Source organism: Streptomyces regalis, from assembly GCF_001509475.1.
Lineage (GTDB): Bacteria > Actinomycetota > Actinomycetes > Streptomycetales > Streptomycetaceae > Streptomyces > Streptomyces regalis.
Genome location: NZ_LLZG01000243.1, coordinates 1 through 24,992, shown reverse-complemented (window position 1 = coordinate 24,992; position 24,992 = coordinate 1). Strand labels below are relative to the sequence as shown.

The 24,992-nt window shown below is 71.9% G+C and carries 20 protein-coding genes; 11 read left to right on the top strand and 9 right to left on the bottom strand.

The features are described from left to right. Positions 1 to 39: 39 nt before the first annotated feature. From ADL12_RS24410 to ADL12_RS24395, 4 genes are read right to left on the bottom strand one after another with little or no spacing between them, the layout of a single operon-like run. Positions 40 to 1,737 (bottom strand): amidohydrolase, encoded by a 1,698-nt coding sequence (locus ADL12_RS24410; protein WP_062705151.1) that lies wholly within the window; start codon positions 1,735 to 1,737, stop codon positions 40 to 42. A 38-nt stretch (positions 1,738 to 1,775) separates the two neighbouring features. Further along, positions 1,776 to 2,810, bottom strand: coding sequence for an ABC transporter permease (locus ADL12_RS24405; RefSeq protein ID WP_079052246.1), 1,035 nt, complete (start codon positions 2,808 to 2,810; stop codon positions 1,776 to 1,778). Further along, positions 2,807 to 4,525, bottom strand: coding sequence for a sugar ABC transporter ATP-binding protein (locus tag ADL12_RS24400; protein WP_079052245.1), 1,719 nt, complete (start codon positions 4,523 to 4,525; stop codon positions 2,807 to 2,809). The genes ADL12_RS24405 and ADL12_RS24400 overlap by 4 nt, the downstream gene beginning before the upstream one ends. Positions 4,526 to 4,533: 8 nt before the next feature. After that, on the bottom strand, positions 4,534 to 5,571 hold the full coding sequence (locus ADL12_RS24395; RefSeq protein ID WP_062705148.1) for a sugar ABC transporter substrate-binding protein: 1,038 nt from the start codon (positions 5,569 to 5,571) through the stop codon (positions 4,534 to 4,536). A 289-nt stretch (positions 5,572 to 5,860) separates the two neighbouring features. Between ADL12_RS24395 and ADL12_RS24390 the strand changes: the two genes are divergently transcribed. From ADL12_RS24390 to ADL12_RS24375, 3 genes are read left to right on the top strand one after another with little or no spacing between them, the layout of a single operon-like run. After that, positions 5,861 to 6,889, top strand: a complete 1,029-nt coding sequence (locus ADL12_RS24390; protein WP_062705146.1) for a helix-turn-helix transcriptional regulator — start codon at positions 5,861 to 5,863, stop codon at positions 6,887 to 6,889. Beyond that, positions 6,886 to 8,481, top strand: a complete 1,596-nt coding sequence (locus ADL12_RS58575) for a TIGR03619 family F420-dependent LLM class oxidoreductase (RefSeq protein ID WP_425265146.1) — start codon at positions 6,886 to 6,888, stop codon at positions 8,479 to 8,481. The genes ADL12_RS24390 and ADL12_RS58575 overlap by 4 nt, the downstream gene beginning before the upstream one ends. Before the next feature lie 7 nt (positions 8,482 to 8,488). Next, the gene (locus ADL12_RS24375; protein WP_062705144.1) at positions 8,489 to 9,244 is read left to right on the top strand and encodes a dienelactone hydrolase family protein; all 756 of its coding nucleotides are present in this window, start codon (positions 8,489 to 8,491) and stop codon (positions 9,242 to 9,244) included. An 11-nt stretch (positions 9,245 to 9,255) separates the two neighbouring features. Here the strand turns inward: ADL12_RS24375 and ADL12_RS24370 are convergent, their stop codons facing one another. The 5 genes from ADL12_RS24370 to ADL12_RS24350 are packed head-to-tail and all read right to left on the bottom strand — an operon-like array spanning position 9,256 to position 14,627. Next, positions 9,256 to 10,515 carry a glucarate dehydratase family protein gene (locus ADL12_RS24370; RefSeq protein ID WP_062705142.1) on the bottom strand — a complete coding sequence of 420 codons (1,260 nt, stop codon included), beginning with the start codon at positions 10,513 to 10,515 and terminating at the stop codon, positions 9,256 to 9,258. Next, positions 10,512 to 11,420 (bottom strand): 5-dehydro-4-deoxyglucarate dehydratase, encoded by a 909-nt coding sequence (locus ADL12_RS24365; RefSeq protein WP_062705141.1) that lies wholly within the window; start codon positions 11,418 to 11,420, stop codon positions 10,512 to 10,514. Before ADL12_RS24365 ends, ADL12_RS24370 begins: the two co-directional genes overlap by 4 nt. A gap of 26 nt (positions 11,421 to 11,446) precedes the next feature. Further along, the gene (locus ADL12_RS24360) at positions 11,447 to 12,391 is read right to left on the bottom strand and encodes a carbohydrate ABC transporter permease (protein WP_062705140.1); all 945 of its coding nucleotides are present in this window, start codon (positions 12,389 to 12,391) and stop codon (positions 11,447 to 11,449) included. Next, positions 12,388 to 13,302, bottom strand: a complete 915-nt coding sequence (locus ADL12_RS24355) for a carbohydrate ABC transporter permease (protein WP_062705138.1) — start codon at positions 13,300 to 13,302, stop codon at positions 12,388 to 12,390. The genes ADL12_RS24360 and ADL12_RS24355 overlap by 4 nt, the downstream gene beginning before the upstream one ends. Then, complete coding sequence (locus tag ADL12_RS24350; RefSeq protein ID WP_062705136.1) at positions 13,299 to 14,627, bottom strand: ABC transporter substrate-binding protein; 1,329 nt, start codon at positions 14,625 to 14,627, stop codon at positions 13,299 to 13,301. The genes ADL12_RS24355 and ADL12_RS24350 overlap by 4 nt, the downstream gene beginning before the upstream one ends. A gap of 634 nt (positions 14,628 to 15,261) precedes the next feature. Between ADL12_RS24350 and ADL12_RS24345 the strand changes: the two genes are divergently transcribed. The 8 genes from ADL12_RS24345 to ADL12_RS24310 form a co-directional block, all read left to right on the top strand. After that, a complete protein-coding gene (locus ADL12_RS24345; protein ID WP_062705133.1) occupies positions 15,262 to 17,127 on the top strand; it encodes a phage tail sheath subtilisin-like domain-containing protein in 1,866 nt (621 codons plus the stop codon). 33 nt (positions 17,128 to 17,160) lie between these two features. Next, a complete protein-coding gene (locus tag ADL12_RS24340) occupies positions 17,161 to 17,685 on the top strand; it encodes a phage tail protein (RefSeq protein WP_062705131.1) in 525 nt (174 codons plus the stop codon). A 214-nt stretch (positions 17,686 to 17,899) separates the two neighbouring features. Then, positions 17,900 to 18,634, top strand: coding sequence for a T4 family baseplate hub assembly chaperone (locus ADL12_RS24335; RefSeq protein ID WP_062705128.1), 735 nt, complete (start codon positions 17,900 to 17,902; stop codon positions 18,632 to 18,634). After that, positions 18,627 to 19,379 carry a hypothetical protein gene (locus tag ADL12_RS24330; RefSeq protein WP_062705127.1) on the top strand — a complete coding sequence of 251 codons (753 nt, stop codon included), beginning with the start codon at positions 18,627 to 18,629 and terminating at the stop codon, positions 19,377 to 19,379. Before ADL12_RS24335 ends, ADL12_RS24330 begins: the two co-directional genes overlap by 8 nt. 70 nt (positions 19,380 to 19,449) lie before the next feature. Next, positions 19,450 to 20,403 carry a Pvc16 family protein gene (locus ADL12_RS24325; protein ID WP_062705126.1) on the top strand — a complete coding sequence of 318 codons (954 nt, stop codon included), beginning with the start codon at positions 19,450 to 19,452 and terminating at the stop codon, positions 20,401 to 20,403. A 32-nt stretch (positions 20,404 to 20,435) separates the two neighbouring features. Then, the gene (locus tag ADL12_RS24320) at positions 20,436 to 22,421 is read left to right on the top strand and encodes an ATP-binding protein (protein ID WP_062705125.1); all 1,986 of its coding nucleotides are present in this window, start codon (positions 20,436 to 20,438) and stop codon (positions 22,419 to 22,421) included. Beyond that, complete coding sequence (locus ADL12_RS24315) at positions 22,412 to 22,756, top strand: hypothetical protein (protein WP_062705124.1); 345 nt, start codon at positions 22,412 to 22,414, stop codon at positions 22,754 to 22,756. Before ADL12_RS24320 ends, ADL12_RS24315 begins: the two co-directional genes overlap by 10 nt. Next, positions 22,753 to 24,992 (top strand): eCIS core domain-containing protein (locus ADL12_RS24310; RefSeq protein WP_159053271.1); only part of this gene is annotated, 2,240 nt, incomplete at its 3' end. The genes ADL12_RS24315 and ADL12_RS24310, both read left to right, overlap by 4 nt.

The following is a 24,992-nucleotide window of genomic DNA, read 5'->3' as shown; positions in this document are numbered from 1 at the left end:
CATGCCTTCAAGGTGAAGTCTTCAGCACCGGCGGAGCCCTCAGCGCTCGTACACGATCCGCCCGTCGAACACCGTCATCACCACCTCGGCGTCCGTGATCGCGTGCGGGTCCAGGTCCAGTAGCGGACGGTCCAGGACACACAGGTCCGCGACCTTGCCGACCTCGACGGAACCCTTCCACTCCCCGGCGAAGTCCTGCCGGGCCGGGCTGATCGTGTACGCCCGCAGTGCCTCGGCCAGGTCCACGCACTGCTCCGGGCCGCTCTGCCGCCCGCTCGCCTTCGACTCCCGCAGCATCATCGCGGCCACGCCCTGCCGCCAGTCGGGTGCGGTGATCGGCGCGTCGGAGCCGGCGCAGACCGCGATCCCGGCCTCGACTGCGGTACGCACGGGCCACTGGTAGGCGGAGCGTTCGGTGCCGATGACCTCGTCCATCAGGTCGGAGATGGTCCACTTGATGGCGGGGTTCATATTGACCCCGTAGCCGTGCGCGGCCAGCTTGGCGAGGCTGTCCGCGCCGATGAAGTCGCCGTGGATGACGTAGTGCCGGGCGTCCGGGCGGGGCGCGGCCGTGTTCGCGGCGACGAAGGCGTCCACGACCGTGTCGATGGCCCGGTCCCCGGTGACGTGCACGCCCAGCTGGAAGCCGGCCTCGTGTGCCAGCCGGATCATCTCGCGCAACTCGGCGACCTGGAGCGCCGGGGTGGTGCCGTGCACGCACAACGCGCCGTGGCCGCCGTCGGCGTACGGCTCATTCATCCATGCCGTACGGTTCGGCGGCACCCCGTCGCCGAAGATCTTCACACCGATCGCCGCCAGCAGACGCGGGTCCGCCGACTCCGGTCGGCGCAGTTCGGCCAGCCCCTTGCGTACGTCGTCCGCGGAGCCGCCCATGGGTGCGGGCAGCAGCAACACACTGACCCGCGCGTCGAGTTCACCGTCCTCGACGAGTTCGGTGTACGCGGTCCAGTTGTCGGTGCTCAGGCCGCCGAACAGGGTCTGCGCGCCGCCGGGGCCGAGGCCCGGCTCGGTGTAGCTGGTGATACCGCGTGCGTGCAGTTCGCGGACCACCGCCTGGATCGCCTGGCGGCGCTGGGCGACGGTGGGGGAGGGGAGCGCGGCCTGGACGAGTTTTCCGGCCGCCTCCCGCAGGATGCCGGTGGGTTCCCCGACGGCATCGAGGTCGATGACACCGCCGGGCGGGGGCGTGCTGTCCGCGTCGATGCCGCAGCGGCGCAGGGCCGTGCTGTTGACCCACACCATGTGCTGGGAGAAGTCGGTCAGACAGACCGGGTTCTCGGGCGCCACGGCGTCCAGATCGCGGCGGTGGGGGAAGCGCTGCGGATCCGCCAGACACTCCGCGAGGTATCCGGCGTCCCAGCCGAGCCCGACGACCCACTCACCGGGACGGGATGCGCGCACCGCCCGCTCGACGGCAGCGGCGACGTCGGCGATCGACCCCACCGTCGGATGTCCGACGTCCAGGGCGAAGGGCGGCTTGGCCAGGCCGTACGCGGCCCCGTGCAGATGCGAGTCGTTGATGCCGGGCAGCACGGTCCGGCCGCCGAGCTCGACGATCCGCGTGTCGGGTCCGGCCAGGGCGCGCATCTCGGCATCGCTGCCGACGGCGACGAGGTCGCGGCCGCGCACGGCCACGCCTTCGGCGACCGTGAAACCGGCGTCGACGGTGAGGACCTGACCGCCGGTCAGGACGAGGGTGGGGGTGCTGTCGCTCACGCGAGGCCTTTCTGTGAGGCGGGGCGAGTCGTTGGTGGTCATCGCGTCTGCCGCGGACCGAAGCAGGCGAGTGCCGCGCCCGCCACCAGGGCCGTGCCCTGGGCCATCTGCTGCCAGAACGTGGGCACGTTCAGCAGCGTGAGGCCGTTCTGCAGGCAGCCGAGGAAGAGCACGCCGAGCAGCACTCCGAAGACGGAGCCCGAGCCGCCCGTCAGAGCGACCCCGCCCAGCAGGACGGCGGTCAGCACGGTCAGCTCGAACCCGGCGCCCGAGGTTCCGGCGACGACGCTGTCCAGAACCGATGCCTTGATGGCCCCGGCGAGGGCGGCGGCGACGCCCGTGGCGACGAACAGGGTGAACGGCGTACGGCGGACGTCGATACCGGAGAGGTGGGCGGCCTCCCGGTTGACGCCGATGGCGAAGACGTGCCGCCCCGCCGGGGTGAGCGCCAGGAACAGGGCGCCCGTCACCAGCACGAGCACCGCGATGAGGACCGGCGCGTCGATGCCTGCGATCCGCGACCCGCCCAGCCAGGCGAACCCGGAACCGAAGCCGCTCAGCGGCAGTGGGAAGAGCTGCTGCGCCAGTCCCCGTACGGCGGTGAGCATGCCCAGCGTCACGATGAAGGCGGACAGGCCCAGGTAGCAGCACAGGACGCCGTTCACGGCGCCCACCGCCGCACCCGCCGCCAGCGCGCCCAGCACGGCGACGACCGGTGACTGCTGCTGCGACGCGGCGAGCCAGCCCGCCACCAGCCCGCCCAGGGCGAGCGTGGAGCCGACCGACAGATCGAGGTAGCCGCTGATCACCAGCAGCGCCAGCGGCACCGCGACGACGGCGAGCGTGGCGGCGTCGGTGGCGATCCCGCGCAGGTTGCCCGTGTCGAGGAAGCTGCCGGTGGTCAGCTGGAAGACCAGGACCATCAGGAGGAGCACAGCGAGCAGAGGGCGACGCCGCAGGGCGGTCAGGCCGGTCCCCGCGAGGGCGCCCGGGGAGGGCAGTCGGCGGCTGGTGAGGGGCGTGGTCGCGGGACCCGCGGGGCTGGGAGCAGGGCCCTTGGTAGCGGTGGTCATGGTGCTCCTTCGGGTGCGGCGGGCCTGTCGGGTGGTGCGGGGGCGTCGGCGGGGGTGGGCAGTTCGAGCGGTGTGGGGGAGGCGGGTGCTGTGGGTTCGTCCGGCGGTGCGGGGGAAGCAGGCGCTGCGGCTTCTTCGGCGGGGTTGGACGTGGCGTCGTGTACGACCGACAGCAGTGCCGTCTCCGTGAGTTCGGCTCCGCTCAGCTCGCCGACGACCCGGCCGCCGGAGACGATCAGGCAGCGGTGGGCCAGCGCGACGACCTCCTCGGGGTCGCTGGACGCGAACAGCACAGCGGTGTCCTGCTGTTCGGCGAGTGAGGAGACGACACCGTAGATCTCCTGGCGCGCGCCCACGTCGACGCCCTGCGTCGGCTCGTCCAGGAGCAGCACGTCCACGGTGCGCGCGGCGTTGATCCACCGCCCCAGGACCAGCTTCTGCTGGTTACCGCCGGAGAACGCGGCCGCCGGCAGCCGTGGCCGGGCCGGACGCAGGCCCACCGCGGCGGACAGCGCGCCGAAGACCCGACGCTCGGCGCCGAGCGCGCGCACACCATGCCGGGCGAGTGAACGGACCGTCGGCAGGAGGGTGTTGTCCTGGGCGCTGAGCGACGGGAACAGGCCCTGTCTGCGCCGGTCCGCCGGTACGAGGGCGATGCCCGCGGCCAGCGCGTCGGCCGGCCGGGCGGCCACGACGGCCCGCTCCCCGACCCGCACGGTTCCTCCCGAGGCACGGCGCCTGCCGAACAGGGTCTCCAGCAGACGCGTACGACCGGAACCGATGAGCCCGTACAGTCCGACGATCTCGCCCGCGCCCACGCGGACGTCGACGGGGCCGAAGCCGGGGCCGCGCAGGCCGTCCACCGTGAGACGCGCAGTGGGTGGGGAACGGCGCGGAGAGGCGGCGGTCCGGATCGCCGGACGGGCTGCCTGCGAGGGGACGGACGCGGGGCCCGGCCCGACGCCGGAAGCCAGGCCCTGCGGGGCGTGCGCCCGTCCCGCGATCGCGTCGATCAGCTCCCCCCGCGTCTGCCCCGCCACTTCCGAGCGATGGCTCACGCGTCCGTCCCGCAGCACGGTCACCGCATCCGCGAGCCGTTCCACCTCGGCCAGCAGGTGCGTGACGTAGACCATGGCCAGCCCCTGGGTGCGCAGGTCCTCGACCCGTTCGGCCAGGGCGTCGCTCTCGGCGCCGGACAGCGCCGCCGTCGGCTCGTCGAGGACGAGGACCGAGGCGCTTCGGCTGAGGGCCTTCGCGATCTCGACCAACTGCCGCTGTCCCATGGGAAGTTCACCGACCCGGTCGCGGGGCGAGCAGCTCGCCGCGACCCGCCGCAGCAGCACGTCGGCGACCTCCTCCTGGGCGCGACGGTCGATGCGGCCGTACCGGGTCCACTCCTGGCCGAGGAAGATGTTCTCGGCCACGGTGAGGGAGTCCACGACGCTGAGCGTCTGGAAGATGATCGCCACACCGGCGGTGATGGACTCGCGCGGCGTCAGCCGTGGATATGCCTTCCCGCCCACCTCGATCGTGCCCGCGTCCGGGGGGAAGGCACCGCCGAGGCACTTGATGAGCGTGGACTTGCCGGCGCCGTTGTGCCCGAGCAGGGCGTGCACCTGGCCCGCCGGGACGGTCAGGTCCACGCCGTCCAGCGCCCGTACGCCGCCGAAGGACTTGGTCAGACCCCGGATGCGGAGATTGGTGACCGCTGTCATGACACGCCCTACGCGTTCTGGGCGAGCAGCGCGTCGATCCGGGCCGCGTCCGCACGCTGCACCAGCGTGATCGGCACCTGCGCGCTCGGGTTCGCCTTCCCCGCGGCGACCGCGCGCGGCACGTCCACGATGGCGGCGGCGATGTCCTTGGGCGCGAGGGCGGCGGAGGCGCGGTAGAAGGTGCCCTGCTTGATCGCGAGGAGGGAGGGCGCCGAGCCGTCCTGCCCGCCGACGAAGGTCTTGGCGTCGTCCTTCGCCCGCCCGGTCTGCTGGAGCGCCTTGAACCCGCCGTACGCCGCCGCGTCCGTGACGCCGAGGATGATGTTGAGGTCGGGGTGCTTGGCGAGGATGGCGCGGGACTTGGACAGGCCGGTGTCCGGGTCGATGGCCTGCTCCTCGGCGACGACGTCCACACCGGGCGCGTTCTTGGTGAAGGCGTCGATCATGCCCTTGGTGCGCTCGCGGCCCAACTGGATGGTGCCGTCGGTGAGGAAGGCGACCTTGCCCTTGCCGCCGAGCCGCTCGCCCGCCCACTTGGCGGCGGCCTCCCCGAGCAGGGTCCCGCCCTCGACGAAGCTGAACCGGATGTCGGCGCTCTGGTGCTCCAGCGATCCGCCGTAGGTCACCCAGATCAGCCCCGCGTCCAGCGCCGCCTTGGCGATGGACCCCGTCGCCTCGAAGACCATCGGGAACGACACGATGGCCGGGACCTTCTGGGCGACCCAGGCATGGAGGTTGGTGGCCTGGGTGTCGGCGTTGCCCGCGTCGCTGGTGGTGAGCAGCGAGATGTCGTGCCGCTTGGCGGCGGCCGTGGAGAGCTTCACCAGGGTCGAGTAGAGCGGGAGTTGGGTGAAGGGGTAGTCCAGGCCGATCCTGGTGAGGTCGCCCGAAGCGCCGCCGGTCGGTGCGGCCTGAGCCGAGCTCGCTCCGTCGTCCGGCGCCGAACATCCGGCGGCGGCCAGCGCGGCGGTGGCGACGGACGCGCCGGACCAGGCGAGGAACCGGCGTCTTGAGGCCGGGGAGGCGGATGAGGGGGATGCGGTCATGGCGGTGCCCTTCGGGGGACGGGGCCCGGTGGGTGCCGGGCGTCGGTGCATGCCGAACAGGAAAGACCCGGGCAGGTGGCGCCGCCATCCGTACAAATACCGACCGTTGGGCCGTAGGGGCGGCGGGGGCGAAGACGACCGGGCCGGCCCCGATACCGCCGCACGCAGGCCGCCCGCCACGCATCCGAGACCGCCCCGCGACACCGAACGCCTTGTGGACCGCCCCCGCCCGCCATATCGTTAGGGCCCAAACAACCTCCCCGTGGTCGTCGGTCCCCCGGAGGCCCGCATGATCAGCCACCACCATCTCGCCGCAGCCGCCCGCATCGGCATGCTCACCCGTGAGCGGGACACCACCTCGGCCTGCGCGCAGGCGCTGAGCGAACTCGGCGCCGCCCTGCCGCTCGACGCCGCCACCCTGCTCGCCATCGACCCGCTGACCGGCGCCCACGTCCAGGTGGCCGGCGTCGGCTACGCCCCCGGCGACGCCGAGGCGCTGGCCGCCGAATTCGTGGCGACCCCGTGGTACGGCAACGTCGTACGGCAGGAGCTCCCGCCGTCCATCACCGAGGACGCCGAGGACGCCGGGCAGCGGTTCCGGCACGGCTGGTTCTACGCCGAGCGGGTCCGCCCGGCCGGATTCCGGGACGGCGTGACGGGAGCGCTGCGTCACGAGGGCCGGCTCGTGGGGCTGGTTCATCTGGCCGCGGAGGGCGCGAACGCCTACGACACCGAGGCGCGCCGGCTGCTCGCCTCGGTGCTCCCGGCCCTGGGCGCGATCGCCGACCCGACGGCCCGGCCGGGCGAGTTGTACGACCTGCCGGAGGAGGCAGGGGCGAACCTCGTCGCCGGCGGAGGTGTCGTCGACCTCCCTGGACACGGACCTGCCCAGGTCCTCGAGGACGATGAATTCGCTTGCCTGGTGCGGGCGTTCGAGGAGTCCGGCGGGTTGCGGCTACGGGTGCTGTGGCCGGTGGGCCGCGCGTGGCGCCGCGTCGTGCTGCGCCGGTGCACCGCGGGCTCGGCGCTCGTCCGGCGGGCGGTCGTCGTCCACGAGGAACCCGTCGAGCTGCCGTACGGACTGAGTCCGCGCGAGCTGGAAGTGCTGACGCGGGCCGCGATGGGGCAGACCAACCAGGCCATCGCGGCAGCCCTCTATCTCTCCCCGCGGACCGTGCACAGCCACGTCGAGCACCTCCTGCGCAAGACCGGCTGCGCCTCCCGCGCCGAGGCCACGGCGCTCGCGGTGCGCGACGGCCTCCTGCGGCCCGCCCCCGAGGACGTCTCCCGCTTCGTCGAAAGGCAAGGATGCGCATGACGGCCACCACACCCCGCATGCTGCTCGTCCTCAGCGAGAACTGGACCCTCACCGGCGGCCGCGCCGATCTGCCCAGGGCCGTACGGTGGGCCCGCGAGGCCGAGGACGCGGGCTTCGACGCGGTGATGGTCAGCGAACACATCGTCCTGGGGCCCGACGCCGCCGCGGCCGGCCTCATGGGCAACCGCCGCGACTACGCCCTCCCGGGCAACCAGGACCCGAACACGCCCTGGCCGAACTCGCTGCTCCTGCTCGCCGCCATCGCCTCCGTCACCGAGCGGCTGCGCCTGGCCGCCGCGGCCGTCCTCGCACCGCTGCGCCATCCCCTGCTGATGGCACGGGAGCTGGGCACCCTCGACCTGCTCAGTGAGGGACGACTGGTGGTGCAGCCCACGGTCAGCTGGAGCAGGGACGAGTACGACGCTCTGGGCGTGCCGTTCGGCGACCGGGGCCGGTTGCTCGACGAACACCTGGAGATCTGGGCGAAGGCCTGGGGTCCGTCACCGATCTCGCACGCGAGCGAGCACTACTCCTTCAAGGACGTCTGGTTCGAACCCAAGGCCTACCGTCCGGAAGGTCCCCGGCTGTGGTTCGGCGGACGGCGCCTGCACGGTCCGGTCCTGCGCCGGCTCGTCCGGCACGGCCACGGATTCCATCCGCTCGGCCGGCCGACGCCCGAGGACATGCGGCTCCTCGAGGAGGCCCTGGCCGCGGCCGGGCGTGACCCCGCCGACCTGGAGATGATCGGCGGCACACCGGCCGTCTTCCCCGACGACCGCTCCCCGGCGGACCTCGGCGCGGCGCTCGCGTCGATCCCGGAGCAACGGGAACAGGGCTTCAAGACCTTCTGCATCAAGCCGAACCAGTTCATCGACGACCCGGACGGGGTCGGTGCGTTCTGCCGCGACGTGATGCGGCCTGACAATTCCCGCCTGCCCCGCGACGCCTGGCACGCACTCCCCCAGAGGGGGGACCCCCAGCCGCGTTGCCGAACCGCCCACGTGGCTCCTCCCCCACACGCACGGGCGGCCACGACCGAGGAGGCCGCGCAATCCGGTGATCTCGTGGTGGCGACCGTCCCGCTGAAGGCCTACGACCGACTCCCGGTCGCCGCCCTGTCGGGAAAGACCGTGATCGACACGATGAACTACTACCCGGACCGCGACGGCCGCCTCGCCGAACTGGACGCAGGTGAACCGACCTCCAGCGCTCTGGTCCAGCGGCACCTGGCCGGCTCACGCGTGGTGAAGGCGTTCAACAACATCGACTTCCGGCGTCTGGAGACGTCCGCCCGCCCCTCCGGCGCCCCCGACCGCAGCGCGCTGCCCATCGCCGGTGACGACCCAGGGGCCAAGGCCGACGTGGCGCGGCTGCTGGACACCCTCGGCTACGACGCCGTGGACATCGGGACGCTCGCCGACAGCCGGCGCAGCGAGCCCGGCACGCCGGTCTACGTCCATCCGTACATGGCGCCGCGGCCCGAGGGGCTGAGCCAGGAGGAGGGGCACCGCTGGTTCTTCGAGACGCCGGGCGTCCCCGTCTCCGCGGACCGCGTCAAGGAACTGATCGACGCCACGACCATCGAGAACTGAGGCCACCATGCAGGGAACACTCGTCACCGTCCCTACCCCGGACGGAACCGCCGACGCCTACCTCGCCCGTCCCGAGGGCAGCGCCCCGCACCCGGCGGTGCTGATGTACATGGACGCCTTCGGCCTGCGCCCGCACCTGAAGGGGATGGCGGACCGGCTCGCCTCGGCCGGCTACACCGTCCTGGTTCCCAATGTCTTCTACCGCCACAGCCCGGCACCCGTCGTGGAGTTGCCCGAGTTCATCAACCCGGCCGAGCGACCGGAGATCTTCCAGAGTCTGCGCCCGGCCGCGCAGACCCTCACCCCCGAGGCAGCCGTGCGGGACGCCGGGGTCTACCTCGACTGGCTCGCCGACTCCCCGCTCACGCTCGACGGCCCGGTGGGCGTCACCGGCTACTGCATGGGCGCCGCACTCGCCCTGCGCACAGCCGCGACCCATCCGGACCGAGTGGCGGCCGCGGCCGGCTTCCACGGGGGGTACCTCGCGACGGACGCCCCGGACAGCCCTCACCTCCTCGCCGACCGCATCACCGCCGAGCTCTACTTCGGCCACGCCGACCGGGACTCCACCAACCCGGCCGAGCAGATCGACCGCCTCGACAAGGCCCTCACCGCGGCCGGCGTGCGCCACCGCGGCGAGGTCTACCCCGGCGCGCACCACGGCTTCACCCAGGCGGACACCGCGATGTACGACGCCGAGGCGACGCAGCGGCACTGGGCGGCCCTGCTCGATCTGCTGGGCCGCACCCTGCCGTCGTCGTGATCCTCCGTCCGTCACCACCGGGGCAGGCGGAGTTCGTACTCGGGATGGATCCGCCGCATGTACCCGGTGTCGTCGCGGCTGCGCACCCCTGACTCCACGTACAGCCGGTGCAGCCGGTCGAGGGCGTCGTGGTCGAGCTCCACGCAGAGGCCCGGTCCCGAGGGGACCTCGACCGCCCCGTCCCGCAGTTCGACGACGCCGGGGACGATCACGTCGTCGGCCGAGTTCCACGGGTAGTGCGTGTCGCAGGAGTGGTCGAGGTTGGGGATGGCCGCCGCGACATGGGTCATGGCGGCGAGGCTGATCCCCAGGTGGGAGTTGGAGTGCATCGACAGGGCGATGCCGAACGCCTCGCAGACCGCGGCCAGTTCACGGGTGCGGCGCAGTCCGCCCCAGTAGTGGTGGTCGGTGAGGAGCACCTGGATCGCGTTCTGCTCGATCGCCGGCTTCAGGTGCTCCCAGGCGATCACGCACATGTTGGTGGCGAGGGGGAGCGGCGAGTCCTTCGCCACCTCGGCCATGCCGGGGATGGTTGCGGTGGGGTCCTCCAAGTACTCCAGTACGCCGTCCAGTTCGCGGGCGACATACCGTGAAGTCTCCACCGTCCAGGCCGTGTTGGGGTCCAGGCGCAACGGCTGCCCGGGGAAGGCCTCCGCCAGCGCCCTGATCGCGGCGATCTCCTCGTCGGGCGGGAAGACGCCGCCCTTGAGCTTGAACGAACGGAAGCCGTACTGCTCTTGCATCATCCGGGCCTGCTCGACGATCCCGGCGGGGTCGAGCGCCTCGCCCCAGTCGTCGCCGACCGCCGGGCGGCCGTCGAGGGCGGGGTGTTCGGCCCACTTGTAGAAGAGGTACGCGGCGAACGGCACCGAGTCGCGGACCTTCCCGCCGAGCAGATCGCTCACCGGACGGCCCAGCAGCTTGCCCTGTGCGTCGAGGCAGGCCACTTCCACCGCCGAAGTGGTCCAGCCGCGCTCGTGGGAGCTGGGCACGGTGGGCAGCAGGGCGGCGTCGATCGCGGCCGCGACGGCCGTCGTGTCGAAGACGTCCATGCCGACGACCACCTTCGCGGCCGCCTGAAGTCGTTCCAGGCGGGCGATGCCGCCCGGCGACTCGCCGAGGCCCACCGTGCCGTCCTCCAGGACGAGTTGGAGGATGACACGCAGGGCGAGCGCCTCATGGACGCCGCCCGAGTTGAGCAGGGGCGGGTCGCGGAAGGCGATCGGGGTGACGATCAGCTCGCGGATCCGGGTGCCGACGGTGGTGCTCATGCGCGGACCGCCTCCAGGCCGTGGTCGATGAGTTTCGCGAGCCGGGCGACATGCTCCGGCGTGGGGTCGAGCAGCGGCGCACGTACGCCGCCGACGTCCAGGCCGCGCAGGGTCACTCCGGCTTTAACGAGCGCCACGGCGTATCCGGGGACCTCGTCGCGGAGTTCGACGAGGGGGCCGTAGAACTCGTCGAGGAGCCTGCTGATCACCGCCTCGTCGCCTTCGGCCAGTGCGCGGTGGAAGGCCAGCGCGATCTCCGGGGCGAAGGCGAACACGGCGGAGGAATAGAGGTCGACGCCGATGCCGCGATAGGCGGGCGCGGTCATTTCGGCGGTGGGCAGGCCGTTGAAGAACTGGAAGTCCTCGGCGCCGGGTACGGCGCGTACGGCCCGGACGATGCGGTGCATCCGCTCGATGTCGCCGATGCCGTCCTTGAGACCGACGACCTTGGGCAGGGCGGCGATCCGGGCGGCCGTGGTCTCGGTGAGGCGGGCGGTGCCACGCTGGTAGAAGATCACCGGCAGTTCGGTCGCGCCGGTGATTTCCTCGACGTACCGCACCAGGCCCTGCTGCGGCGCCGTCACCAGGTACGGCGGCAGCAGCAGGATGCCGTCGGCGCCGGCGCGTCCGACGCGGGCGGCCTGGTCGCGGGCGACCGGGGGAGGGCCGCCCGCCGCCGCGAGGACGGGGACGCGTCCGGCGGTCGTCTCGACGGCGACCCGCGTGGCCCGTTCGATCTCGTCGGGCGTCAGCGCGTGGAACTCTCCGGTGCCGCAGGCGACGAACACGCCGCCCGCACCGGCCGCGACGCCGCTGTCGATGTGCTGGGCGAGCCGTTCCTCGTCCAGTGACCCGTCCGCGGCGAACGGCGTCACCGGGAAGAACAGCACTCCTTGGAACTTCATGTCTCCCTCAAACGTGGGGGGTTGGTTCAGCCCTTGGTGGCCCCGGCGGCGATGCCGGTGACCAGCGAGCGCTGGAGGAGCAGATAGACGATCAGGCTGGGGATCAGAGCGATGACCGCACCGGCCAGCACCACCCCGGAGCCGACTTCGGGGTCGGTGCGCAGGATGGACAGGGCGACGGTGACCGTGTAGTCGGTGGGGTCCTTGGCGGCGATCAGGGGCAGCAGGTACTGGTCCCAGATCATGATGAACCCGAGCACGCCGGCCACACCGAGAGCCGGCTTGCACAGCGGCAGGACGACCTGCCACAGCATCCGCAGCTCACCGACGCCGTCGAGGCGGGCGGCCTCCTCGATCTCGGTGGGGATGTCCCGCATGAACTCGGTCAGCATCATCACCGAGAAGCCCCAGGCGCCCAGCGGCAGGATGACGCCCCAGACCGTGCCCTTGAGGTCCAGGTGGACCACGGGGACGTCGCCGAGGACCAGCGACAGCGGGATCGCGATGACCTCCTCGGGGAGCATCAGCGTCATCATGAACAGCATCATGATCAGCGCCTGGCCGCGGAACCGGTGCCGGGCCAGCGCGTACGCGGCGAGGGTGCACACCACGAGCTGGAGCAGGAGCCCGCCGCCCGCGATGACCAGCGAGTTGCCGAGGTAGTCCCAGATGCCGCGCTCGCCCGCCACCTTGAAGTTCAACAGCGTGCTGTCGTGCGGCAGGAACGACAGCGAGGAGCCGCTGGGGTTGGGTGTGAATGCGCCCGAGAAGATCGTCAGGAACGGGGCCGCGAAGACGGCGAGGGCGATCAGGCAGAGCAGGATGCGCAGGGCCCAGGCGAGAGAGGGCTTGTCGTTCCAGCCGAGGGCGGTGTCGAAGCGGGCCGGGGTGGTCCGCTGCGCCTTGGTGCTGCGTCCGGCCGGGGTGTCGGGGGCCGTCGGCCGGACGGGGTCGATGACGGGGGCGCTCATCGCGCTTCTCCCCTCTTACGGAGGTAGTTGACCATGACGGTGAGGAGCAGCGTCACGCAGAGCAGCACGACCGAGGCCGCGGAGGCGCCGCCGATGTCGTTGCGGGTGAAGCCCAGGGTGTAGGCGCGGGTCATCCAGACGTCGGTGGACCCGGCCGGGCCGCCGCCGGTGAGGACGTAGACCTCGGTGAAGACGCGCAGTCCGCGGATCGTGGCGAGCGTGAGCACGATCATGAGCGCCGGACGGATCGCGGGGAGCGTGATGTAGCGCAGGCGCTGCCACAGCGAGACCCCGTCCATGGCCGCCGCCTCGTACAGCGAACGGTCCACGCCCGCGAGACCGGCCAGGAGGATCACCATGTTGTACGGGGCCCAGATCCATATACCCATGGCCATCGTCGAGTACAGCGCGATGTCCGGGTTGTCGAGGAACTGCACTGGCCCGAGCCCGAGCAGGTGCAGGCCGCTGTTGAGGAGGCCGTCGGAGGTCGGGTAGTACATCAGCCGCCACAGCTCACCGACGACGGCGGTGGCGGTGACCGCGGGCAGGAAGACGGCGGTACGGAGGATCTTCAGCGAGCGGGCCTGGCCCTCCAGGAGCAGAGCGAGGGCGAAGCCGAGCAGGATGGCGCCGAGCGACTGGCCGAGGCCCAGGACCAGGGTGTGCCCGATGGCGTCCTGGAAGCGGTGGTCGGCCAGGACCCGGGTGTAGTTGTCGAGGCCGATCCACTGGTCGCCGAGGAAGGGCCGTACGTCGAAGAAGCTGAGCCAGATGCCCTTGGCCATCGGCCAGAACTTGAAGACGAGGGCGAGCAGCAGACCCGGTGCCAGGAAGAGCCAGGGGACGACGGCCTTCTTGCCGAGGACGCCGAAGACTCTGCGCGCCGCGGGGGCGGGGACGGTAGCGGTCATGTCAGCAAGTCCTGGTCCTTGAGGTCACCGGCGAGGGTCTCGTTGAGCTCCCCCAGCTGGGAGCGGACGTCACCGCCGCAGTACGTGAAGATCGCGTTGAGCGCGTCGGCGGTGTCCTGCTTGATCGGCGCGAAGTCCGGCGCGTTCGGGAACTGCTGCGAGGCGTCCTCGTACGCCTTCTGTACGACGCTCCAGCGGGCGTCGTCACGGACCTTCGCCGCGTCCAGCGTGGAGTTCACGGGGATGCGGACGACGGGCTGGTTCTTGCCGGTCATGGCGAGCTTCTGGCCCTCGGGGGAGATCAGGAAGGCGGCGAGGGCCTGCTCCTGCTTCGTCTTCCCGGTCCTGGCGCCGAAGTAGATGTTCTCGCCGTCGGCCAGCACGTCCGCGCCCGCGGGGCCGGCCGGGGCGGGGACGACCTCGTACTTGTCCTTGCCGGGCGTGGTGTCGAAGGTGGCGATGTTGTACGGGCCGGTCATGTACATCCCGGCGTTGCCGTCCTGGAAGTTGGTCGCCGTCGAGGTGACGGCGGTCAGGGCGCCGGGCTGGGTGACACCGTTGTCACCGCAGAAGAGGTTGTCCTTCATCCAGGTCACGGTGTGCACCGCGGCGGCGGAGTCCATGGCCGCCCGGTAGGTGCCCTTGCCGTCCGGCTCGATGATCTGCGCGCCGCCCTGCCACAGGAAGCTCGCGCCCCACCAGGCGGCGTAGCCGTTCTGGGCGCTGCCCGGCACGACCATGCCGTAGGTGTCGGCCTTGCCGTCGCCGTCCGGGTCCTCGGTGGCGAAGGCCTTGGCGACGGAGAGCATCTCCTGCCAGGTCGTCGGTGCCTTCAGGCCGAGCTTCTGCAGCCAGTCCTTGCGGATCATCAGGGTCTGGGCCTGGCGGGAGTACGGGATGCCGTAGTGCTTGCCGTCGATGCCCACCGTGGACGACCAGGTCTTGCCGGTGATCTGGTCGTGGCCCGCGATCGAGGCGGGGTCGATCGGCTTGAGCAGGCCCTGGCCCTGGTAGCTGCCCATCAGCGCCGTGTCGTTGATCATGACGTCCGGCAGGTCCTTGGTGGACGCCCGGCTCTGCAGCTGCTGGTCGAAGTTGATGACCGGCTGGTAGTCGATCTTGATGCCGGTCTTCTTGGTGAAGGCGGCGAAGACCCGCTCGTAGGTGGCGGCGGGATCCGGGTTGCTCCGGGTCCACACCTCCAGCGTGTTCGGGTCGTCGTTGCGCGCGCTGCCGGAACCGGAGCCGCACGCGGCCGTTCCGAACGCGAGCGCCGCGGCGGCGAGCAGGGCGGCCGGGCGGCGACTTCGTCGGCGATCCCGCATGGGCACACTCCATGGTTCCATGGAGTTCATATACATGAACTCACTTCACGCATCTAAATGATGGGCCAAGCTACGAATCGTTTCAGCCGTATGTCAAGACATGGCGGCGGGATTTCACCGGCCCTGTAAGGGCGGGCGTGGATGGGTGAGTTCGCGTCACCATCGGAAGACCGGCCACGGCACGTTGTGTACGACTCGCGGAGGTCGCACGAGTGTGCGGCCAGTCGAACGGCGGTGTAAGGGGCTTCCGGCGAGCGGTTGGGCCCGTCCGGCGCTCCGTCGCGGCACCCCCTGTGTGGGAAATGTGAACCAGCTGGCCGGGGCGCGCAGGCGTGATGTGCGGATGCCGGGAAGAGGTCTTCACCGAACTGCCTCCCGGGCTGGCCTGAAGGCGCCTTGCTCGGTCAACTTCGAACACAGCAAGGTGGGTTGAGCACTTGAGCATCAGGAGTCACAAGCGCGCTGCTTGAGCCGTGCGGTCGATCGCCCACGGTGATGACGGGGGAACTGGTGCGGTGCACGTGTCGACGTCGCCCTTGTATAGGTGACGTTTCGTGCCCCGGGTCGGGAATGCCTCCCTCTGCCATCTCTTGGTGTCTTTGTCCGGTACCCGAGACAGGGAGTAGGAGGGGGAATGCCGATGAGCGCGGTCAGCGCCGCCAAGCCGACGTATCCCGGCGTCTACGTCGAAGAACTTCCCAGCAGCACCCGCACGATCTCGACCTTGACCACGTCCGTGACGGCCTTCGTGGGCCACACCCGACGGGGTCCGCTCAACGAGCCGGTACGCGTCACCAGCTTCACGGAGTTCGAGCGCCGCTTCGGCGGCCTGAGCGCGCAGAGCGCCGTCGGCTACGCGGTTCACCAGTTCTTCGGCAACGGCGGCACCGTCGCGGTGATCGTCCGTGTCGCCAAGGCCGGCAGCGGCAAGGCCGCCTGCGTCACCCTCAAGTCCACCGAGGGGCACAGCGAGGGCCCGGTCCTCGAAGTGCACGCCAAGGAGCCCGGCGTCTGGGGCAACGGCCTGCGCGTCGCCGTCGACCACGACACCCCGTGCCCCGACGAGACCTTCAACCTGCGCGTCTACGACGCCAAGGGTGACGCCCGCGAGAGCTTCACGGGCCTGTCCATGGACCCCGCCAACGGCCGCTACGCGCAGACCGTGATCAACGCGGGCTCCAAGCTGATCCGCGTCGAGGTCGTCGGTGAGGGCCGCCCCGACCCGTCCGGCACCGTCTCCAAGCCCTTCGGTGACGAACTCCCCGACCTGGCCGTCGACTTGACCGTCAAGATCGGCGAGGTGGAGCGCGAGTTCACGCTCTACGACCCCGACTGCGACGGCGAAGCCCCGTGCAGCGTCGCCGAGTTGGCGCTGCTGCTGGAGCGCAAGCTGCGCGCCCTGCCCGACGCGCCCGGCAAGCACGCCTTCGCGGGCGCCGAGGTCACCGCCTTCGGCCGCCGTATCCAGGTCGTCGCCGGCTCCACCGACCCCGAGGACGTCGTCCGCTTCCTCGGCGAGTGCGCCAACGATCTCGGCCTGGAAGCCTCCGTCAACCCGCCGGTGTTCCCGCTGGAGGGCGGCGAGGACGGCGAGGCGCCGGGCCCGCGCGACCTCATCGGCTCCGAGGGCGACAAGAGCGGTATCCAGGCCCTGCGCGGTGTCGCCGACGTCAACCTGCTGGCGCTGCCGGAGCTCGCGGCGTACGAGAAGACCGAGGACGCGCTCACGGTCATCTCGGCCGCCCAGCGGCTGTGTGCCGAGCGTCGGATCTTCCTGCTGGTCGACGCGCCCAGCACCTGGGTCAGCGTCGACACCGCACGCGCCGGGCTCGCCGCCTTCGACGCCGTGCGCGGCAACCACGCGGGCCTGTACTTCCCGCACCTGCAGCTCACCGACCCGCTCACGGGCCGGCTGCGCTCCTTCCCGCCATCCGGCGCGGTCGCCGGCGTCATCGCCCGCACCGACTCCGAGCGCGGTGTGTGGAAGGCCCCGGCCGGCACTGAGGCGCGGCTCGCGGGCGTGCACTCGCTCACGGTCAACCTCACCGACCGCGAGACCGGCCTGCTCAACCCGCTCGGCGTCAACTGCCTGCGCACCTTCCCGGTGACCGGCCCGGTGGTGTGGGGCTCGCGCACGCTGGAGGGCTCGGACGCGCTCGACAGCGAGTGGAAGTACGTGCCGGTGCGACGGCTCGCGCTGCACGTCGAGGAGAGCCTCCAGCGCGGTCTGCAGTGGGTGGTCTTCGAGCCCAACGACGAGAACCTGTGGCAGCAGATCCGGCTCGCCGCCTCGTCCTACCTGCACACGCTCTTCCGTCAGGGCGCCTTCAAGGGCGGCACCCCGCGCGAGGCGTACTTCGTCAAGTGCGACAGCGACACGACGACCGCCGAGGACATCGAGAACGGCATCGTCAACGTCCTCGTCGGCATCGCACCCGTGCGGCCGGCGGAGTTCGTGATCGTCAAGATCCAGCAGACGTCCGGGCAGTTCGCGCTCTAGGCGCGGGGAATCGTGGAGAACTGAGAGAATCCGATGGCTGAGTTCACGGTCAACGCGCATCGCTTCGACCCGTACAAGAACTTCAAGTTCCTGGTCCTGTGGGACGGTCGTACGGTCGCCGGCATCAGCAAGATCAGTCCGCTGAAGCGGACCACCGAGGTCGTCAAGCACCGGCACGGCGGCGATCCCAGCTCGCCGCGGCTGTCCCCGGGCCGCTCCGAGTTCGAGGGCGTCACCCTGGAGCGCGGCGTCACCCACGACCCCGAGTTCGACCGCTGGGCCAACAAGGTCTGGCAGGTCGGCGCCGGGCTCGGCTCCGAGGTGTCCCTCGCCGACTTCCGCAAGGACATCATCATCCAGGTCCTCAACGAGGCCGGTCAGGTCGCCGTCTCACACAAGCTGTACCGGACCTGGCCCAGTGAGTACCAGGTCCTCGGCGAGCTGGACGCCAACGCCAACGCGGTGGCCATCCAGTCGCTGAAGCTCGAGTGCGAGGGCTGGGAGCGTGACTACGAGGTGCCGGAGCCGGAGGAGCCGTCGTTCCTGAATCCGGCGTAGGGCCTGTTGCGGAAGGCCTGTCCTCCACCCGGAGGGCAGGTCCCCGCGGCGCTGGGGCAGGTCCCGCAGTGCTGTCGAGGCACTGCCCGCTCGCGCGAAGCCGGATGACCCGGTCAAGCGCGTCGCGGGGCGTTCGGGATCTTCGCAACAGGACCTGGCGGCGGGCGATCTGCGGCAGGCGATCTGACGAAGAACGTGGGAATCGGGGGAGGACATGGCGATCACTCGGGCGGCCGACTTCCTGGCCACCTGGGAGGCCGGGCTCGGCCGGGCACCGGCCGGGCGTGCCCTGCTGCTGCATCGCGCCGCCCGCCCGGAGCTGGGCGGCGAGCCGGAGGCGCTTCTGTCGCTGCCGGTGGGCGAACGTGAGGCGGACCTGTTCGCACTGCGCCGGGCCCTGTTCGGCGAGCGCATGCAGGTGCGCCTGGCGTGCGGCGCGTGCGGCGAGGACATGGAGTTCGAGCTGGACGCCGGGGAGTTCACCCGGAGCCTGGCCGTACGCGGTGAGCCCGTGGTGCGGATCACCGAGCACGGCTGGGAGGCCGAGTTCCGGGTGCCCGGCGTCGCCGACCTGACAGCCGCGGCCCGGGCCGACGACCCGCGCAGGGCGCTGCTCGTCCGATGCCTCGTGACGGCTGCACGGGACGGAGTCCCGGTCCCGGCCGAGGAACTGCCCGCCGCCGTGCAGCGCCGGATCGCCGAGGCGGTCGAAGCGGCGGACCCGGGCGCCGACGTGACGCTCAGCATCGCCTGCCCCGAGTGCGGCGCGGCCACCCGGGCCGAGCTGGACATCGCCTCCTACCTGTGGACCGAACTGGACGCCTGGGCACGTGACTTGCTCCTGGACGTCCATCTGCTCGCCACCGCGTACGGCTGGAGCGAGCCGGAGATCCTGGCGCTCAGCCCGCTGCGGCGCCGCTACTACCTGGAGCTGTGTGCGGATGTCTGACCCTTCCGGAGACCGGCCGGGGGACATCCCGGCGCCCGACTTCCTCGACCGGCTGCTCGCCCGGCACGCACCGGCCGCCGCGCCGCGCCCGGGCGTGGCACGCGTCCGGCCTCGGCTGGCGGGGCCGTTCGAACGGATCGAGGCGGTCCGGGGCGCGGCCCCGGATCCGAACGACACCGAGCCCTTGTGGCCCGTCTCCACCCCCTCTCCCGCGCCGCGGGAGAGCACGGCGCACCCGGCCGTTCACGAGGTGCGCACCGAGCGGGAGCGGACGGTCGTACGGATGGAGCGGGACCCGGCGCCGCACGACGCCGCAGCCCGCCCGGATGCGCCCGCCCTGCCGGAGGTGTCACTGCTGCGGCCCGCCACGCCGATCACGCCCGGTCCCCGGCCGGTCCCCGACGCCGCGCGCCGCACGGCAGTACGGGGGATCACGGAGCGGGACACCTCCCCGAGCGCGGCGCCCGTGTCCATCCCCCCGGGCACGGGCGCCGCTTCACCAGCGGCCGTGTCGGCGCTACTGCCCAGCAGCGCGGACACGGCGGCCGCCCGGGACGCCGCGCGGCAGGTCGCGGCCCGGCGCCCCGGACGCGGGACCGAGCGGGTGGTGCAGGTGCAGATCGGGCGGCTGGAGGTGACGGCGGCCGGAACGCCCCAGGGCGGCGGCCGGCAGCGGCCGCGGACCACAGGGCGGCCGGAGACCACGGTGAGCCTGGCGGAGTACCTGGGACGGGGACGCCAGTGAGCGGCACGGACAGCCGTACCGAACGGACGAGACGGATGAGCAGGACGAGAGGGACCGAGGAACCGACGCCATGAGCAACGCTCTCGCCATCGCCCATGTCACCCAGGCTCTCGCGCTGTTGATCGAGAACAACCTGCGGCCCGAGATCGACATGGCGGTCTCCGTGGAGACCCGCAAGCCACCGGCCGAGCCGCCCACCGACCCGACCATCACCGTCTTTCTCTACCAGGTCACTCCCAACGCCTCCCTGCGCAACAACGACCTGCCCACCCGCAGTTCCCAAGGCACCCTGGTCAAGCGCCCGGCAGCCGCCATGGACCTGCACTACGTGATCAGCGCCTATGGAGAGGAGAACGAGCTGGTCGGCCAGCGGCTGATCGGCTGCGTCGTACGAACGCTGCATGAGATCCCCATCCTCCCGGCCGATGTGATCGCGGCGGCGGGCGAACGGCCGTACCTGGCCGGAAGCGACCTGGCCGACTCGGAGCAGCGGGTGCGGTTCACCCCCACTCAGCTGGACATCGACGAGACCTCCAAGCTCTGGGGAATGCTCCACCAGACGCCGTACTCGCTGTCGGTCGCCTACCAGGGGTCACTGGTGCTGATCGAGGGCCGGGAGAAGCCTGTCCCGGCCAAACCCGTGGAGGAACACACCGTCCGCGCCCTGCCCTTCGGCGCCCCAAACGCCCCGGCGCCGCCGGGAGCGCCAGGCCCTGCTCCGGCGGGCACCGCCCCCGTTCCACAGCAGGCTGCCGGGAACGGGACGGGGGACACGGCGGGGCCCGCCGCTGCCAAGAAGGCGCCGCCGGAGAAGAAGGCACAGCCGGCGAAGAAGGCTGAAGCGGCCAGGAAAGCCGAACCGCCGAAGAAGGCTGAACCGGCCAGGAAGGCTGCCGCCAAGACAGCCACCGCCAGGAAGACGGCCGGCTCAACTCGTTCCCGCAAGCCGTCCGGGACCAGTGGATCCGATGCGGCCGGATCCGACGCGGCCGTATCCGATGCGGCCGGGGACCAGGAGAGCTGAAGCACAGTGCGCACAGCGGGGGAGAAGACGGTATGAACACCCATCAGGGCACCGCACGGACAACCGGGCCCGGGACGGACGGCACGGCTCTGGCCGGGGCCGTGCGCGCCGTCCTCGCACGCCTCGACCGGCTGGCCGCCCGCAGCGGCAACAGCGACGGCGACAGCGATGGCGACGATAAAGGCGGGCCTCGGACGGCCGCCCCCGCACCGCCCACTCTGGAAGCCCTCACCGCCTGCTTCAGCCTGAGCTCCTTCGAACGCGACGTCATCCTGCTCACCGCCGCCGCCGAGCTCGACCCCAGCACCGCGAACCGGTGCGCCGCAGCCACCGGGGACCCAGGCCGTGCTCACCCCACCTTCGCCCTGGCCCTGGCCGCCCTGACCGAACCACACTGGAGCGCCCTCACCCCCGTCGCCCCGCTGCGCCGCTGGCGACTGATCGAGCTGGACGACGAGTCCCGGCTCACGACGACCCGGCTCCGGCTCGACGAGCGCATCCTGCACTTCCTGCTCGGCTCCCCTTACCTCGACGCCCGCCTGCACGGCATGCTGCGCCGCACCCCGGCGCCGGACAGTCTCCCCGTCTCCTACAAGCGGGCCGCCGAACGAGTCGCGGCGGGCTGGTCCGCGCCCCGGGCCGACGCCCCGCTCCGCGTCGAGCTCGTCGGCGGCGACGTCCGCAGCCGCGCCGACATCGCGGCCGCGGCCGCCGCCGGCACCGGCCTCGGCCTGTACACGATGGCGGCCGAGGACGTACCCACCGACCCGGCGGAACGCGACCGCTTCGCCCGCCTGTGGCAGCGAGAGGCGATCCTCCTGCCCGCCGCGCTCCTCCTGGAGACCGGCGGACTCGAACGCGAACAGGCCGCCGCCACCGACGCGTTCATCGCCTCGGCCGGCGTCCCGCTCGCCGTTTCCAGCCAGGAACCGGCTCCCAGCGCCCACACCCGTGGCGAGCGCGTGCCTGTCCCCGCTCTCAGCGAGGATGAACACCTCGCCCTCTGGCAGGACGCCCTCGCCGACGTACCGGATGTGCTGCCTGCCCAACTCCGCACCCTGACAGCCCAGTTCCAGCTCCCCCCGCACCTCGTCCGCTCCGCCGCCGCCACCGTCCGCCGCGACCTGCCCACCGCCGGTGCCGGGAAGGAGGGTCCGGACGCCGCCCAACTGCTGTGGCAGGCCGGGCTCACCGAGGCCCGCGTCGGCCTGGACGAGCTGGGGCGGCGGATCGAGCCCGAGGCAGGCTGGGGCGACCTCGTCCTCGCCGAACGGCACTCCCGCGTCCTGCGCGAGATCGTCGCCCATGTCCGCCGGCGCGCCACCGTCTACCAGGAGTGGGGCTTCGCCGGGACCCTGCGCCGCGGCCTCGGCGTCACCGCGCTCTTCGCGGGCGGCTCCGGCACCGGAAAGACGCTGGCCGCGGAGGTGATGGCCAAGGAACTGGGCCTCGATCTGTTCATCATCGACCTCTCCCAGGTGGTCAGCAAATACATCGGCGAGACCGAGAAGAACCTCCGCAAGGTCTTCGACGCCGCCGAACGCGGCGGCGCCCTGCTCCTGTTCGACGAGGCCGACGCGCTCTTCGGCCGCCGCAGTGAGGTCAAGGACAGCCACGACCGCTACGCCAACCTCGAAGTCAGCTACCTGCTGATGCGGATGGAGGCGTACCGGGGCCTGGCCATCCTCACCACCAACATGAAGAAGGCCCTCGACCCGGCCTTCATGCGCCGCATCCGCTTCGTCGTCGACTTTCCCTTCCCCGGCGTGGACGAGCGCGCCGAGATCTGGCGGCGGGTGCTGCCCGCCCAGGCCCCCACCAAGGATCTCGACCCCGATCTGCTGGCCCGGCTCACCGTGGCGGGCGGCTCGATCCGCAACATCGCGCTGTCCGGTGCCTTCCTCGCCGCCGAAGAGGGCGACCGCCTGCAGATGCGGCACATGCTCGCCGCCGCCCGCACCGAATACCTGAAGCTGGAACGCTCTCTGACGCCCTCGGAGGTGCACGGATGGGTCTGAACGAGCCGCGGACACCCGCACCCGAGCAGCAGAGCACCGTCCGAGTGGAGATCGGCGAGCTGGCCCTCGGCGGCTTCGGCCCCGGCACCGACCCGGACCTGGTGTCGGCGGTCTTCCAGAGCGAACTCACCCGGCTCGTGCGGGACGAGGGTGTTCCGCTGGTGGCGGACGGCACCGATCGCGTCATCGACGCCCTCACCCACCTGCCGCCCCTGCCCGCCACCACCTCGCCGGTCAGGATCGGCCAGGCCCTGGCCCGGGCCGTCCACGCGGGTCTGTCGGGCCAGGGCCGGGAGCCGGACACCGCCGCCGACCGCTCCGGGCGGCGCCGATGAGCAGCACCCACGACGCGGGCCAGAACGCCCGTACGTCCTCGGCGGCCGCCAAGCGCCGCAAGCGCAGGGAGCAGGAGCGGGCCGCCGCGTCCCGTACCCCGGAGCCCAAGGACATCGTCAGCGGTGCCGGGTTGCCGCTGGACCCCGGCGAGCGCCGGGAGCTGGAGGAACAGCTCGGCCAGGACCTCAGCCGGGTACGGCTGCACACCGACCGGGACGCGGGCGCGCTCACCGAGCTGCTGGGCGCTGACGCGGTCGCCGTCGGCCAGGACATCTTCTTCCGGGAGGGCGCCTACGCCCCCGGTACCGCCGAGGGCCGGCGCCTTGTCGCCCACGAGGTCCTGCACACCCTGCAGAATCCGCACGGCCTGGGTGCGCTGCGGGTCGGCCGTGACCCGGGCGCGGTCAGCCTGCCCCACGAACCCATCGAGCGGGAGGCCGAACAGACCGCCCAGCAGACCGTACGCGGCGAGAGCCCGGCCCTCGGCCCCGACATCGACCCGGGTCAGACCACCCCCGGCTGGCTCCGCTACGCCACGGTCGACGCCGACCGGATCCGCGCCGAACAGCTCGACCCGGCCACCCTGGTGGACCGGCTGACCAACGGCGTCCTGCGCTCCCTGCGCGGCGACCCGGCCGACCTCTCCGGCCGCGTTCGAGTCGAGCTGTCCCGCATGTCCCCGTACCTGCAGGAGCTCGTCCTCGACCGGCTGGAAGTACGGCTGCTCACCAGCGAGTACGACCGCCTGCTGGAGCGGCTGGCCGAGCAGGAGGCCGACCCGCTCCCGCACGACCTCGAGCCCGCCGACGTCCCCGAGCCGCTGCCGGACGCCCTGGAACTGATCGAGTACTACCGCGAGGCGTACGCGGCCCGTCCCAAGTGGCCCGAGCGCGAGAAGCCCGCCAAGGAGAAGCCCGAGCAGCAGGCCCAGGACGAGCGGCAACAGTCCGGGGAAGAGGAGGAGCAGGAGCGGGAGTCCGCCGAGGCCACCGCGCGGGGCGCAGTCCCCGCACCCTCGTCCTCGGCCTCCTCCGCCTCCCCGCAGGGGCAGCGTCGGGCTGAGGAGAGTCAGTCCGCCGGGCAGAGCGCCGAGTCCGAGGCGGCCAGCGAGGAGCAGGACGCCGAGGGGGACAAGGACGCACGCGAGGAGCGCAGGACCCGCGAGGAGGAGCAGAAGCAGGAGTCGGAGGACAAGGAACAGGACGGCCCGTCCGAATCCGTCACCCCGGGCAAGGAAACGGAGGCCGAGGACGAGGCCGCGACCCGCGACCAGGAGAGCGCCCAGGGCGGGGAGTCCGACGAACCCGCCGAAGACGAGCTCCCCCTCGGCCTCGACCCCGACGCGATGTCCGAGACTGACATCGCCGATCCCGGCTCCGAAGGGGCCCAGGACGCGGAGCCCAAGAAGAACAGCGCCTGGGACGTCGAACTCAAGCCCGACGACTTCCTCCCCAGCTCCGACCTGGACGTCTCCGGCGTCCCCACCGCCGACGAGCTGACCCCGGGATCCAGCACCGAGCAGCAGGCCCCGAGCTTCCCGGCTCCACCGCCCACCAAGGCCGACAAGGTCGAGGAGCAGCGGGAGGCGGAAACCGCCCAGGAGGACGCCGAGGCGGACGTCAGCGACGCCGCGTTCCCGGACGAAGCGGCCGAGCAGGCCACCCGTGACCTGCAGGACGAGCAGCCCCTCGACCAGGAGATCGGCCCGGCTCCCGAGGACACCCCGGCCCCCGAGACCGAAGGCGGCGCTCGCGACACGAGCCCGGCCCCGGAGGACACCACTCCGGAGCCGACCACCCCTGACCCCGAAACGGCGGAACCGGGAAGCGATACTTCCGCCGGAGGAGAGGGCGCCCCGCACCCCGCGGCCGAACCCTCGGCTCCGGAGACCGTGTCCACCTCCGTGGACCAGGCCAAGGCCCTCGGCGGCGCGGGCGCCGTCCGCCAGACAGCCGCCGCGGTCCCCCGGCCCCGCCAGCCGCGCCCCGCCGCCGAAGCGACCGCCACCACAGAGTCGGAGGGCCTCGCCCCCGGCCCGAGCCGGCCGGACACCGCGGAGGCCCCTGCCGCCGACACCCTGGCACCGAGCACGAATCCCGACGCATCCGCCGACGAGGCCGCCCCCGAACCGCAGCCCACCTCGCGCCAGTCGGAGACCTCCGAACCCACGGAGGAATCAAACGCCCCGGTCGCCACCCGCGCCGCGAAGGCCACCCCGGCCCCCGCCCCCAGGGG

Bases quoted from the DNA above. Each gene is read 5' to 3' on its own strand.
- ADL12_RS24405 (WP_079052246.1), bottom strand. From the start codon at position 2,810: ATGACCACCGCTACCAAGGGCCCTGCTCCCAGCCCCGCGGGTCCCGCG.
- ADL12_RS24400 (WP_079052245.1), bottom strand. From the start codon at position 4,525: ATGACAGCGGTCACCAATCTCCGCATCCGGGGTCTGACCAAGTCCTTC.
- ADL12_RS24395 (WP_062705148.1), bottom strand. From the start codon at position 5,571: ATGACCGCATCCCCCTCATCCGCCTCCCCGGCCTCAAGACGCCGGTTC.
- ADL12_RS24390 (WP_062705146.1), top strand. From the start codon at position 5,861: ATGATCAGCCACCACCATCTCGCCGCAGCCGCCCGCATCGGCATGCTC.
- ADL12_RS58575 (WP_425265146.1), top strand. From the start codon at position 6,886: ATGACGGCCACCACACCCCGCATGCTGCTCGTCCTCAGCGAGAACTGG.
- ADL12_RS24375 (WP_062705144.1), top strand. From the start codon at position 8,489: ATGCAGGGAACACTCGTCACCGTCCCTACCCCGGACGGAACCGCCGAC.
- ADL12_RS24370 (WP_062705142.1), bottom strand. From the start codon at position 10,515: ATGAGCACCACCGTCGGCACCCGGATCCGCGAGCTGATCGTCACCCCG.
- ADL12_RS24365 (WP_062705141.1), bottom strand. From the start codon at position 11,420: ATGAAGTTCCAAGGAGTGCTGTTCTTCCCGGTGACGCCGTTCGCCGCG.
- ADL12_RS24360 (WP_062705140.1), bottom strand. From the start codon at position 12,391: ATGAGCGCCCCCGTCATCGACCCCGTCCGGCCGACGGCCCCCGACACC.
- ADL12_RS24355 (WP_062705138.1), bottom strand. From the start codon at position 13,302: ATGACCGCTACCGTCCCCGCCCCCGCGGCGCGCAGAGTCTTCGGCGTC.
- ADL12_RS24350 (WP_062705136.1), bottom strand. From the start codon at position 14,627: ATGCGGGATCGCCGACGAAGTCGCCGCCCGGCCGCCCTGCTCGCCGCC.
- ADL12_RS24345 (WP_062705133.1), top strand. From the start codon at position 15,262: ATGCCGATGAGCGCGGTCAGCGCCGCCAAGCCGACGTATCCCGGCGTC.
- ADL12_RS24340 (WP_062705131.1), top strand. From the start codon at position 17,161: ATGGCTGAGTTCACGGTCAACGCGCATCGCTTCGACCCGTACAAGAAC.
- ADL12_RS24335 (WP_062705128.1), top strand. From the start codon at position 17,900: ATGGCGATCACTCGGGCGGCCGACTTCCTGGCCACCTGGGAGGCCGGG.
- ADL12_RS24330 (WP_062705127.1), top strand. From the start codon at position 18,627: ATGTCTGACCCTTCCGGAGACCGGCCGGGGGACATCCCGGCGCCCGAC.
- ADL12_RS24325 (WP_062705126.1), top strand. From the start codon at position 19,450: ATGAGCAACGCTCTCGCCATCGCCCATGTCACCCAGGCTCTCGCGCTG.
- ADL12_RS24320 (WP_062705125.1), top strand. From the start codon at position 20,436: ATGAACACCCATCAGGGCACCGCACGGACAACCGGGCCCGGGACGGAC.
- ADL12_RS24315 (WP_062705124.1), top strand. From the start codon at position 22,412: ATGGGTCTGAACGAGCCGCGGACACCCGCACCCGAGCAGCAGAGCACC.